This is a genomic window from Geodermatophilaceae bacterium NBWT11 (assembly GCA_014218215.1).
GTDB lineage: Bacteria > Actinomycetota > Actinomycetes > Mycobacteriales > Geodermatophilaceae > Klenkia.
In genome coordinates, this window is the sequence record CP043652.1 from 2,399,291 (window position 1) to 2,411,813 (window position 12,523).

Sequence of the window (12,523 nt, forward strand, 5' to 3'; positions counted from 1 at the left end):
CTCACGCCTCCTGCGGGTGCCGGACCTGTGCCTCGAGGGCCTGCAGCGAGCGGCGGACCCCCACGGTCACCGCGCCCAGGGCGAAGAACCCCTCGTCGTCGGGGATCTCCGAGGCGCGCAGCAGGTGGGTCAGCCGGTCCAGCGCCCCGACGGCGGCGACGATGGCCGCATCGCGACCGTCGGGGTCGTCCCCGTCGTGGTACGGGGTGCGGACGACGCCGGCCAGCCCCTCGAGCGCGTCGGCGAGCACGTAGCCCGTGCCGTCGTCCACCCGGTCCAGGCCGCGGCGGTGCGGCTGGAACTCCACCACGAGCGTGGTCAGGTCGTCGATCAGGACCGCGACCCGGTCCAGCGCGCGGGACTGCTCGCGGATGCTGCCGGCCCGGCCCTGCCAGCGGTGCGCCCGCGGGTTGGCCCGCCGGGCCCGCTCGACCTGCTGCTCGTCCCGGCGCAGCCGGTCCAGCGCGGCGTCGAGCACCTCGCCGCGCTGGTCCCAGTCGGCGGGGCTGGGCACCCGCCCGACCCGGAGGGCGACGGCGACGTCCTCGAGGTGGGCGGCCAGCAGCGAGCGGGTGACGGCGAGCTGCTCGACGGCCCGGGTGAGCAGCATCGGCGGGAAGAGGAGCGTGGTCACCACGACCCCGACCGCGGCCCCGAGCAGGGTCAGCCCGCCGTAGCGGAGCACGTAGGACGCCGGGTCGTCGGTGCCGACGGTGATCATCAGGACCGCCGCGAAGCTCACCCAGCTGGCCTGCTCGCGCAGCAGCCGCCACTGCTCGACCACCACGGCGATCCCGACGATGAGCGCGATGGTCAGTGCGTTCGGCACCCCGCGGGTCAGCTCGTAGACCCCGACGGCCAGGCCGAAGCCCAGGAACATCGCGGCCACGGTCCGCCAGGCCGCCGAGACCGAGTCGGCCACCGTCGGGTGCACGGCGATCACCGCGCCCAGCGGGGCGTAGTAGGCGTAGTCGCTCAGCGTCGGCGGCAGCAGGAGCGCGATCTGCCAGGCCAGTCCCGCCGCCACCGCTGCCCTGATCCCACGCTGCACCCACGGCCGGCGCAGCAGGTCGACCGCCTGCCTCACCGGGTCATGATGGGACAGCCCCCGTCGTGGCCCGCCGCCGGGTTCAGCGGGCGGCGGCGGCGCCGGCCCGCCCGGTCTCGACCCACCCGCGCAGCGCGGCCTCGTCCTCCAGCTGCTCGGCCTGCACCACCAGCCAGCCGGCCATCTCACGGTCCCGCATGACCATCCGGGTCACCCCGGGTCGGGCGAGCAGGTCCTCGGCCCGGGCGGGGTCGCAGCGGACCATGAGCACGCCGGCGCGGTTGGCGGCCAGCACCATCCGGCCCCCCACGAGGAAGGCCAGTCCGCCGAACATCGCCTTCTCGCTCGCCCCGGGCAGCGCGGCGCGCAGGCGGTCGGCGAGGTCCCGGTCGTAGGCCATGCGGCACCGTACTGGCTGTCGGTGCCGGTGGTCAGGCGTCGAGCCGGTAGCCGACCCGGTTGACCGTGACGAGCTGGCCGGCCGCGGGCCCGAGCTTGGCGCGCACCCGCATGAGGAAGACGTCGACGGTCCGCCGTCCGGGCTCGGGGCCCGCGCCCCACACCCGGCGCAGCAGGTCGGCGCGGGTGAGCACCTCGCCGGGCTGCCGGGCCAGCACCTCGAGCACCTCGAACTCCCGGGCGGTGAGCTGCAGCTCCTCGCCGTCCACCCAGGCCCGGTACCCCGCCGGGGCCATGGTGAGCCGGCCGACGCGGACCAGGTCGTCGGTGGGCAGGGCGGGGCTGGTCGCGTGCGCGTCCAGGGTGCGGGCCAGGGCGGCCACCTCCGCGGGGGTGGCCTCGTGCACCGAGCCGTCGTCGGCGTGCACGGACACCGCCAGCGAACCCGGTTCGTCCTCCCGCTGGTGCACCGTGATCACGGTGATGGTCATCGTCGTCTCCAGGTGACCGGGGCGGGTACGCCGACGGCCGGGGTCCACGACGGTGCGTGGGCCCCGGCCGCCGGGCCGTGCCGTTCTGCGGTGCGGTGGGTCAGCCGGCGTTGATCGCGTCGACGGCGGTCTGGCCCTCCTCGCGGAGGGTGTCGGAGATCGGGGCGGAGCCGGCGGCGTCGGCCGCGGCCTGCTGGCCGTCCTCGCTGATCACGTAGCCCATGAAGGCCTTGACGAGCTCGCCCTGGGCGGCGTCCTCGTAGTCGATGCAGCCGATGTGGTAGCTGACCAGCACGATCGGGTACTCGCCGGACTCCTCGGTCTGCCGGTTGACCTCGATGGCGAAGTCGTACTCGCCGCGGCCCTCGACGTTCTCGGAGTTCTCGACGACGGCGGCGGCGGCCTCGGCGGACGGGGCGACGAAGTCGTCCCCGACACCGATGTTGGCCACGCCGAGGTCGCCGGCCTGCGAGGCGTCGGCGTAGCCGATGGCGCCGGCACCGGCCTCGACGGCGGAGATGACGCCCGAGGTGCCGTTGGCGGCCTCGCCACCGGACAGCGGCCACTCGCCGTCGGCCTCGTCGGTCCAGACGTCGGGAGCGGTCTGGCCGAGGTAGTCGGTGAAGTTCTCGGTGGTGCCCGAGTCGTCACCGCGGTGCACGGGGGTGATGGCGGTCGAGGGCAGGTCGGCGTCCGGGTTGTCCGCGGCGATCTCGGCGGCGTCCCAGGTGGTGATGGAGCCGTTGAAGATCCCGGCCAGCACGGTGGGGGAGAGGTTCAGGTCGTCGACGCCGTCGAGGTTGTAGACCACGGCGATGGGCGAGATGTAGTTCGGCAGCTCGAAGACCTCGCCGCCGCCGCACCGCTCCTGCGCCGCGGCCAGCTCCTCGTCGTCCAGGTAGGCGTCGGAGCCGGCGAACGCGGTGCCGCCGTCGATGAACTGCTCACGACCGCCGCCGGAGCCGACCGGGTCGTAGTTGACCGTCACGTCGGGGGCGACGGAGGTGAAGCCGGCGGCCCAGCCCTGCATGGCGGCCTGCTGGCTGGAGGCCCCGGCGCCGACGAGCTCGCCGGAGAGGTCGGCCGAGGCGGAGTCGCCGCCGGCGGCGGTGTCGGAGCCGCCGCCCTCGTTCGAGGCGCCACAGGCGGACAGGGCCAGGGTGCTGACCAGGGCCGCGGAGAGGGCCCAGGTGCGCGTGGTGGTGCTGAGCTTCACGAGTGACCTCATCTTGTGTTCCGGGCTCACAAGCCCGACGGGGACCGCCCGGGATCCCCCGGGTCGCTGTCGGGTGGAACGGTCCGGTCAGCCGGTGAGCGGACGGGTGCCGTTCGGTGGACCCCCGGTGAACGAACGGTCAAGAAGAGGTCACGGACCTGTGACGACGACGGCTGCTCGCCCGCCGGCCACCCGGCGTTCACCCGCGGCGTGACGAGGGTCTCGGGGCGCCCGCCCGGACCCGGCGTCGATCAGCTCCGACGAGGAGAGTGCGTCCTCCTCCACCGGCGTCGGTGGAGGAGGACGCACGGTGGTCGTCCCAGCTGATCGACGCCGACGAGGGTCAGGTCGCGGGGTGCTCGGCGTTGGCGACGACGGCGGTGCTGACGTACTGCGCGAGGCCGGGGGCGATCGCGTCGTAGTACCGGGTGAACCGGTCGTCCTCCACGTACATCCGGCCCAGGCAGGCGTGCAGCTCCGGCGGGCAGTCGTACCAGCGGGTGGTGATCTGCTGGCGGTGCTCCTCGGCCAGGTCCCGTGCCCGCTGCCCGTCGGCGGGGGCGCCCTCGGCCAGTGCGGCGGCGAAGCGGGCCTCCAGGTCGGCGGTCTCGGCCTTGACGTCGAGCCAGTCCTGCTTGCTCATCGCCTGCTGCCGCCCTTGCGACTGCGCCCAGGCGTCGGTGTCGCCCCAGCGCTCCTGGGCCTCGTCGGCGTACTGCTCGGGCAGCCAGTCGCCGAACACCTCGAACCGCTCCTCCGGGGTCAACGAGATCCCCATCTGCCGTGCCTCCATCTCCTTCTCGACGGCCGCGACCATCTGGTGCGTCCGGTCCAGCTGCTCGGTGAGCAGCCGGTGCTGTCGACGCAGGTGTTCCCCCGCGTCGACGTCCGGGTCGTCCAGCAGTGCGCCGATCTCCTCGAGGCCGAAGCCGAGCCCGCGGTAGAGCAGCACGCGCTGCAGCCGGTCGACGTCGGGCACGTCGTAGACGCGGTACCCCGCCGACGTACGGCCGGACGGCGTCAGCAGCCCGATCCGGTCGTAGTGGTGCAGCGTGCGCACCGTGACCCCGGCCAGCCGGGCGAGCTCTCCCACCGTGTGGCTCACGGCCCCTCCTCTCTCTGACGATCTCGACTGAAGCGCCTGACGTCGCGTCAGGGTCAACCCCGCTCCCGACGAGAAACGCCCTTCTCGTCAGCGTCCCTGACGAGAAGGGCGCTTCTCGTCGGGCGTGGGCGGGGGGACGGGGCCAGGATCGGGGCGTGCTGCCCTCCCCGGACGACCGCTTCCCCCGCTCCCGCGTCAGCATCCGCGGCAAGGAGATGGCCTACGTCGACACCGGGTCCGGGGAGACGATCCTGTTCCTGCACGGCAACCCGACGTCGTCCTACCTGTGGCGCAACGTCATCCCGCACCTCACCGACCAGGGCCGGTGCGTGGCGCCGGACCTGATCGGCATGGGCGAGTCGGACAAGCTCGAGGACCCCGGCCGCGGCACCTACTCCTTCGCCACGCACGCGGCGTACCTGGAGGACCTGCTCGAGGACCTGCAGCTCGGCGACCGGATCACCCTGGTGCTGCACGACTGGGGCTCCGCGCTCGGGTTCGACTGGGCCTCCCGGCACCCCGAGCGGGTGCGGGCGATCGCGTTCACCGAGGCCATCGTCAGCCCGCTGCTCTGGGCGGACTGGCCCCGGGCGGCCAAGGGGGTCTTCCAGGGCATGCGCTCGGACGCCGGGGAGTCCCTGGTCCTGGACCGCAACACCTTCGTCGAGCGGATCCTCCCCGCCTCGACCCTGCACGGGCTGACCCCGGAGGCCCACGACCGGTACCGGCAGCCGTTCCTGGAGCGGGAGGACCGCTGGCCCACGCTGGAGTGGCCGCGGCAGATCCCGATCGAGCACGTGCCGCCGGACGTGCACGACGTCGTCGACCACTACGGGCAGTGGCTGGCGCACTCCGAGGTGCCCAAGCTGTTCCTGGACGCCGACCCGGGCTCGATCCTCACCGGGCGGCTGCGGCACCTGGTGCGTCGGTGGCCGGCGCTGACCGAGGTCACCGTGCCGGGCTCGCACTTCGTGCCCGAGGACTCCCCGCACGAGCTGGGGACGGCGATCGCGGACTGGCTGCGCAGCCTGCCCTGAAACCGGTGGCCCGACGGCGGGCGGGGCTGGCAGGGTCGGGCCGGTGAGCGCACCGGCCCGCCAGGAGTCCGCCGTCGCCGCTGCCGTGGCGGCCGCCCGCACGCTGGGGCTGGTCGTCGAGGAGCCCCGGGTGCTCTACGACGGGTTCTCCGTCGTCGTCCACCTCGCACCGTCCCCGGTGGTCGCGCGGGTGCCCACGGTGCTCGGGCGGACGGTGCTGGCCGACCGGAGCGCGCAGCTGCGCCAGATGCGGCTGGAGCTGCAGGCCACGGCGTGGCTGGCCGGCACCGGGTTCCCGTGCGTCCGCCCCGCGCACCCCGAGCCGCTGCAGGCCGGCGGGCACGCGCTGACCCTGTGGGAGCTCGTCGAGCAGCTGCCCGACCCGGTCACCGAGGCCGAGAGCGGTGCCGTGGTGGCCCGGCTGCAGGCAGCGCTGGCCACGTGCCCCGTCGACCTGGACTGGCTGGTGCCCCTGGACCCCTCGGTGCCCGACGGGATCGTCCAGCTCGCCGACACCAGGCCCGGCCACGTCACCGCCGACGACGTCGAGCGCGCCCTCGCCGAGTGGGCGGTGCTCGAGCCGTGGGCCACCGACCCGACCGTGCACGCCGCGGTCTTCCCCGACGTGCCGGTGCAGCCGGTGCACGGCGACGCCCCGTTCTACAACGTGATCGTGACCGCCGACGGGGTGCTCAGCTCGGACTTCGAGCACGTCGGGCTGGGCCCGCGGGAGTGGGACGTGGCCGGGGTGCCCGCCGGCGTGCGGGCCGGGTACGACGAGGCCGCCGCCGAGCTGGGCCTGCCCGGGCTCGACCCGCAGGTGCTGGCGCTGTGCGAGCGGGGCCGGCTGCTGCAGCTGCTCGCGGTCTTCCCGCTGGCCGACGCCGTGCCGGGCATGGTCGACGCGCTGGAGCCGCTGGTCGCAGGATGGCGGGACTCGCCCCCGCTCACCGACCTGCGGACGCCGCTGACCTGAGGGCGTCAGACGCCCGCGGGCTCCAGGACGGCGTCGCAGACGGCCAGCAGGCGCTCGCGGAGGGCCGCGCCGCGGGCGGCGAAGCCGCGTTGGGCGGCGGCGTACTCGGCCTTGCCGGCGGCGGTCTCGATGCGCACGGGGGACCAGCCGTGGTCGGCCAGGTCGTACGGGCTGGCCCGCATGTCGAGCTCGCGGACGTCGGCGGCGAGCACGAAGCCGTCGGCCAGCAGCTCGCCGGGCACGGCGGGGGAGAGCTTGTAGGCCCACTTGTAGAGGTCCATGGTGGCGTGCAGGCAGCCCGGCTGCTCCAGCTCGGACTGGGTCTCCCGGGTGGGCGTGAGGCTGTTGCGCCCCACGGCCGGCTCGGTGAAGAAGCGGAACGCGTCGATGTGCGTGCACTGCAGCCGGTGCCCCTCGACGACGGCGTCGGTGCCCGCCGACCCCAGCCGCAGCGGCACCGCGCCGTGCCGGACGTCGTCCCCGGAGCGGTAGACCATCGCCCACTCGTGCAGCCCGAAGCATCCGAACTGTCCGGCCCGGGACGCCGTCCGCTCGAGCAGGGACGCCGTCCAGCCGGCCGCCGTCCCCCGCTTGGCCCGGAACGCGGCGACGTCGAGGCCGACCGACCCGTCCCCGAGTCGGGCGTACATCGGCCAGCCCAGCCGCTCCTCGGCGAGCTCGCCGGTCACCGCCGTCCCCACGCCGGGGTGCCAGCGCAGCAGCTTGGCGGGCGACTCGGAGTAGTAGGTGAAGAGGAAGTCCCAGACCGGGTGCGCCTCGCGCCGGCTGCGGCGCTCCTGGTGCGGGCCCACCCAGGGCAGCAGCCGCTCGCGGTGCGCGGCGGCCCGGGCGGCCGCGACGTCGGGCGGCAGCACGGTCACGGCTCGAGGGTAGAGCGGGGCTCCCTTGACAGTGGTCGCGCGTTCAACGATCGTCCGACCCAGCCGTGACCGCGGTCACCACCCCAGCTGAGGAGACACCCGTGCCCGTGGAGACCGACGTCCTGGTGGTGGGCACCGGCCCCGCCGGCGCGTCCGCCGCGCTGTTCCTAACCACCTACGGCACGCGCGTCCTCGTCGTCACCAAGTACGGCCGGCTGTCCCAGGAGCCGCGGGCGCACATCACCAACCAGCGGGCCATGGAGACCCTGCGCGACATGGGCGTCGAGCAGACGCTCACCGCGCTGGCCACCCCGTGGGAGCTGATGGGCACCACCACGTTCTGCACCAGCCTGGCGGGGGAGGAGCTCGGCCGGATCCCCTCGTGGGGGACCGACACCGTGCGGCACGCCGACTACGAGCTGGCCAGCCCCTGCACGATGCTCGACGCCCCGCAGACGATCACCGAGCCGGTGATCGTGAAGGCCGCCCAGGACCGGGGTGCCCGGGTGCGGTTCGAGACCGAGTACGTCTCCCACGTCCAGGACGACGACGGCGTCACCACCACGCTGCGGGACCGGATGACCGGCGTGGAGTACGAGGTGCGCTCCCGCTACCTGGTGGGTGCCGACGGCGCCCGCAGTGCGGTCGCCGCCGACCTCGAGCTGCCCTTCGAGGTCCCCGGCGCGGTGGGCGGTGCGCTGGGCATCGTGTTCCGCGCCGACCTGACGCACCTGGTCGCGCACCGGCCCTCGGTCCTCTACTGGATGCTCCAGCCGGGCGCGGAGAAGGAGGGCGTCGGGCTGGGCGTGCTGCGGATGATCAAGCCCTGGACCGAGTGGATGCTGATGTGGGGCTACGCGGTCGCCGACGGCCCGCCGGAGCTGACCGACGCGTTCGTCCGTGAGCTCGCCGTGGGCCTGGTGGGCACCGACGACTTCGAGATGGAGGTGCTGTCCGGGTCGCCGTGGACGGTCAACCACCACTTCGCGACGACGATCTCGAAGGGCCGGGTCTTCTGCGCCGGGGACGCCGTGCACCGGCACCCGCCGACCAACGGCCTGGGCTCCAACACCTCGATCCAGGACGCCTACAACCTGGCCTGGAAGCTCGCCCACGTCATCGCCGGGACCGCCGACCCCGCGCTGCTGGACTCCTACGACGCCGAGCGCGCCCCCATCGCCCGGCAGGTCGTCGAGCGGGCCAACCAGTCCATCGCCGACACCGGCCGGATCATGGCGGCGCTGGAGCTGACCGACACCACCGACGTCGAGGTGCTCGAGCGCCAGCTCGCGCTGCGCCGGGCACCGGGCCCCGAGGGCGACCGCATCCGGGCCGCCGTCCGGGACGCGATCGCGCACAAGGCCTACGAGTTCGACGCGCACGGCGTGGAGCACAACCAGCGCTACGCCTCGGGCGCGGTGGTCCCCGACGGGACGCCGATGCCGGCCTACGAGCGGGACGCCGAGCTGTACGCCCGGCCCACCACCTGGCCCGGCGCCAAGCTGCCGCACACCTGGGTCACCCGCGACGGCCGGGAGGTCTCCACCCTGGACCTGGTCGGGAAGGGCCGGTTCGCCGTCGTCACCGGCGTCGGCGGCGAGGCCTGGGTGGAGGCCGCCGCCGAGCTCGGTGCCGAGCGCGGGCTGCAGCTCACCGCCGTCCCGATCGGGCCCGGGCTGCCCTACGACGACCCGTACGGCACCTGGGCCGCGCTGCGCGAGACCGCGGACGGCGGGGTGCTGCTGGTCCGCCCCGACGGGTACGTCGCGGCCCGGCAGCTGACCGCCCCGGCCTCGGCGGAGCAGGCCCGGGAGTGGCTGGCGACCGCGCTGGACGCCGTCCTGGGGCGTCGTCCGGCCTGAGTGACCCCCGGGGGTGGCAGCGCGACTACCGTGGCTGGCTCTCGTCCAGCGCCACCCCCAGGGAGTCTGCGAACCGTGCCGAGCGCCACCCCTGAGGTCCCGACCGATCCCGTGCTCGCTGCCGAGCAGGAGCACGTCACGGGGCTGTACGCCCGGCTCGACGCCGCCCGCGAGCTCGCCGTCACCCGCCGGCAGCAGGCCATCTCGGCCCCGCTGGTGGACAACGCGCAGGCAATGGGGGAGAAGGAGGCCGCGGTCCGCTTCCACGGCACCCGGATCGTGCAGCTGGACGCCGCGGAGGCCGGCCTGGTGCTCGGGCGCCTGGACCGGGAGTCCACCCCGCAGCCGCTCTACGTGGGCCGCACCGGGCTGCCCGCCGACGACGCCGGCGGCGACCCCGCGCTGGTCGACTGGCGGGCCCCGGCGAGCCGGCCGTTCTACACCGCCACCCCGTTCCGGCCCGAGGGCGTCACCCGGCGTCGGCACATCCGCACGCTGGGCCGCACCGTCACCGACGTCGACGACGAGGTGCTGGTGCTCGCCGAGGGCGAGGAGGCCGACGAGCACGGGCTGACCGGCGAGGCCGCGCTGCTGCGGGCGCTGACCGCCGACCGCACCGGCCGGATGACCGACATCGTGCGCACGATCCAGGCCGAGCAGGACCAGATCATCCGCTCGGACTCGCGCGGGATCCTCGTCGTCCAGGGCGGGCCGGGCACCGGCAAGACCGCCGTCGCCCTGCACCGTGCTGCCTACCTGCTCTACACCCACCGCGACCGGCTGGCCCGCAGCGGGCTGCTGGTCGTGGGCCCCACCCCGACCTTCCTGCGCTACATCGCCGACGTGCTGCCCGCCCTCGGCGAGACCGGCGTCGTGATGGCCGGGCTGGGCCAGCTGCGCCCCGGCCTGGACGCGACCGCGCTGGACGGCCCCGAGACCGCCGAGGTCAAGGGCCGCCTGGACATGGCCGCCGTGATCGCCGCGGCGGTCAAGGAGCGGCAGGGCGTGCTGCGCGGCACCCGCGAGGTCGTCGTGGACCGGGAGCGGATCCGGCTGCGTGCCGGCGACATCAGCCGGGTGCGCACCCAGGCGCGGCGGGCGTCGCGGCTGCACAACCTGGCCCGGCCGGCGTTCTACCGCGGCCTGGTCGACCTCATCGCGCAGCGGGTGGCCGACCGGCTGGGCTCCGACGTCCGCGGCGGGGAGAACCTGATGGACGCCGAGGACCGGCGCGCGTTGCGCCAGGAGATCGCCGGCGAGCCCGCGGTGGCCGACCTGGTGGAGGAGCTGTGGCCGCTGCTCACCCCCGAGGAGCTGCTGCGCGACCTGTTCTCCTCGGCCGACCGGCTCGCCCGGGCCGGCCGCGACCTCTCCGAGGCCGACCGGGCGCTGCTTCTGCGCCCCGCGGACGCGCCGTGGACCGTGGCCGACGTGCCGCTGCTGGAGGAGGCCGACGAGCTGCTCGGGGTGGACGACAGCGCCGAGCGCGCCGCGGCCGCCCGCCGCCGCCAGGCCGGGGTCGACGACGCCCAGCGCACCCTGGACCTGCTGCACGGTTCCCGCTCGCACGACGCGGACGACGACGAGGAGTCCGAGGAGCTCACCGCCGCCGACCTGCTCGACGCCGAGGGGCTGGCCGACCGCGAGGAGGAGGCCGACTACCGGTCCACCTCCGAGCGGGCCGCCGCCGACCGCACCTGGACCTTCGGGCACGTGGTGGTCGACGAGGCGCAGGAGCTGTCGGCGATGGCGTGGCGGGTGCTGGCCCGCAAGTGCCCGACCCTGTCGATGACCGTGGTCGGCGACCTGGCCCAGACCGGCTCGCTGGCCGGTGCCTCGAGCTGGTCGGAGGTGCTCACCCCGCACGCCCGCACCCAGTGGCGGCTGGCCCAGCTGACCGTCAACTACCGCACGCCGACCGAGATCATGGACGTCGCCGCCGACGTGCTGGCCGCTTCGGGCTCGGAGCTGGAGGCGCCCCGTTCGGTGCGCAGCAGCGGCGAGCACCCGCGCGCCGAGCGGGTGGACGAGCGCGAGCTGCTCGACCGGGTGGTCATGGTGACCTCGGACCTGTCCGGCAAGGGCGGGACGACGGCGGTCATCACCCCGGTCAGCCGGTTCGACGCGGTGCTCGCCGCCGTCTCGGCCGAGCTGTCCTCGGTCACCGCCGGCGCCGGCGCGGACTCCTCGGCCGGCACCGTGGTGCTGCGCCCGGCCGAGGCGAAGGGCCTGGAGTTCGACTCCGTCGTCCTCGTCGAGCCCGAGCGGGTGCTCACCGAGGGCGTCCGCGGTGACAGCGACCTCTACGTGGCGCTCACCCGGGCCACCCAACGGCTGGCCGTGCTGCACACCGGCGACCTCCCCGAGAGCCTGCACCGGCTCACCGACTGAACCCCCCGCCCCCCTCGGCAAAGGAAGCTCTACACCCCCATCGGGGCCGCGGATGGGGTGCAGAGCTTCCTTCGCCGGAGGGGCGAGCGAGGGAGACTCCTCGAGTGACCACGGACGACGAGGTGCTGGCCGCCGCCCACGCGGTGGCGGGCGAGGACGAGGACCGGGCCGGCGTGGCGATGCTGGTCGCGCTGCACGGCGGGGCCCCGGGGACGGGTACCGACGACGACCGGGCGCTCGCCGAGGACCTCGACCGGGCCTGGCGGGTGCTCCGGGCCGCCGCCCCCGACACCACCGTGCAGGACGCCCTCGCCGCCCTGGCCCACCTGCGTTTCCGGCCGCCCGGTCCTGCGGCGGAGCCCTCCGCCGCTCCACTGGCCGCATGGCGCCCGGCCGACACCGGCCGCGGCGACCGGGACGCCGAGGCCGCGCGGGTGCACGACGCCGTCCTCGCCGGCCGGCACCTGCGGGTCGTGAACTGGCACAACACCCCCGCCTCGCACGCGGCCGAGCTGCGGCGCGAGCTCACCTGGTACGCCGAGCGGTTCGCCCCGGTCACCGAGGCCGAGCTGCACACCGCGCTGGACACCGGCCGCTGGACCGACCCGCGGCCCGGCGTCGTCCCGGCCTTCTTCGACGGGTTCGCCAGCGCCGCCGAGGTGGCCGCGCCGCTGTGCGAGGAGCTGGGCCTCGTCGGCTGGTTCTACCCGCCGACGGAGTTCCTGGACTGCCCCGCCGGCGAGCAGCGCGCCTTCGCCGCCGAGCACGACCTGGGCGTGCTCGACGAGGACCTGCCCGGCGACGCACCGCTGGCGATGAGCTGGGACGCGCTGGCCGACCTCGCCACCCGGCACGTCGTCTGCGGGCACTCGGCCACCCACGCCAGCTCGGCGTCGGTGCGGACCCCGGCCGACGTCGACCGGCAGGTGCACCGCCCCCTGGCCCGGCTCACCGAGGTGATCGGCCGTCGTCCGGCCGCCTGGGCCTGGCTGGGCGGCACCCCCTTCGACCCGGCCGCCCCCGGCGACGCCGCCGTCGCCGCGTCCGGCGTCCGGCTCTGGACCTCCAACGCCGCCGTCGAGCGCCTCCACCCCTGACGACAAGGGCGCTTCTCGTC

The 12,523-nt window shown here is 75.0% G+C and carries 11 protein-coding genes; 5 read left to right on the forward strand and 6 right to left on the reverse strand.

Features of this window, described 5'->3' with window-relative positions; all coding sequences use genetic code 11:
* Position 1 precedes the first annotated feature (1 nt).
* From F1C76_11540 to F1C76_11560, 5 genes are all read right to left on the reverse strand, one after another.
* Positions 2–1,237, reverse strand: coding sequence for a hypothetical protein (locus tag F1C76_11540; protein QNG37140.1), 1,236 nt, complete (start codon positions 1,235–1,237; stop codon positions 2–4).
* Entirely contained in the window at positions 1,131–1,448 is a 318-nt protein-coding gene (locus tag F1C76_11545) for a TfoX/Sxy family protein (protein ID QNG37141.1), read from the reverse strand. Before F1C76_11545 ends, F1C76_11540 begins: the two co-directional genes overlap by 107 nt.
* A 31-nt stretch (positions 1,449–1,479) precedes the next feature.
* Positions 1,480–1,938 (reverse strand): winged helix-turn-helix transcriptional regulator, encoded by a 459-nt coding sequence (locus F1C76_11550; protein QNG37142.1) that lies wholly within the window; start codon positions 1,936–1,938, stop codon positions 1,480–1,482.
* A gap of 100 nt (positions 1,939–2,038) precedes the next feature.
* Complete coding sequence (pstS, locus tag F1C76_11555; protein ID QNG37143.1) at positions 2,039–3,166, reverse strand: phosphate ABC transporter substrate-binding protein PstS; 1,128 nt, start codon at positions 3,164–3,166, stop codon at positions 2,039–2,041.
* A 331-nt stretch (positions 3,167–3,497) separates the two neighbouring features.
* The gene (locus F1C76_11560; GenBank protein QNG37144.1) at positions 3,498–4,259 is read right to left on the reverse strand and encodes a MerR family transcriptional regulator; all 762 of its coding nucleotides are present in this window, start codon (positions 4,257–4,259) and stop codon (positions 3,498–3,500) included.
* Positions 4,260–4,417: 158 nt separating this feature from the next.
* Between F1C76_11560 and F1C76_11565 the strand changes: the two genes are divergently transcribed.
* Entirely contained in the window at positions 4,418–5,296 is an 879-nt protein-coding gene (locus tag F1C76_11565) for a haloalkane dehalogenase (protein ID QNG39182.1), read from the forward strand.
* A 43-nt stretch (positions 5,297–5,339) separates the two neighbouring features.
* Positions 5,340–6,272, forward strand: coding sequence for a phosphotransferase (locus F1C76_11570; GenBank protein ID QNG37145.1), 933 nt, complete (start codon positions 5,340–5,342; stop codon positions 6,270–6,272).
* A gap of 5 nt (positions 6,273–6,277) precedes the next feature.
* Here the strand turns inward: F1C76_11570 and F1C76_11575 are convergent, their stop codons facing one another.
* Positions 6,278–7,153, reverse strand: a complete 876-nt coding sequence (locus F1C76_11575) for a 3-methyladenine DNA glycosylase (GenBank protein QNG37146.1) — start codon at positions 7,151–7,153, stop codon at positions 6,278–6,280.
* 101 nt (positions 7,154–7,254) lie between these two features.
* On the opposite strand from F1C76_11575, the gene F1C76_11580 reads away from it, so the two are divergent.
* From F1C76_11580 to F1C76_11590, 3 genes are all read left to right on the forward strand, one after another.
* Entirely contained in the window at positions 7,255–9,015 is a 1,761-nt protein-coding gene (locus F1C76_11580; protein ID QNG37147.1) for an FAD-dependent monooxygenase, read from the forward strand.
* Positions 9,016–9,090: 75 nt separating this feature from the next.
* Positions 9,091–11,406, forward strand: a complete 2,316-nt coding sequence (locus F1C76_11585) for an AAA family ATPase (GenBank protein ID QNG37148.1) — start codon at positions 9,091–9,093, stop codon at positions 11,404–11,406.
* 104 nt (positions 11,407–11,510) lie between these two features.
* Positions 11,511–12,503, forward strand: coding sequence for a hypothetical protein (locus F1C76_11590; protein QNG37149.1), 993 nt, complete (start codon positions 11,511–11,513; stop codon positions 12,501–12,503).
* The last annotated feature ends 20 nt before the right edge of the window (positions 12,504–12,523 follow it).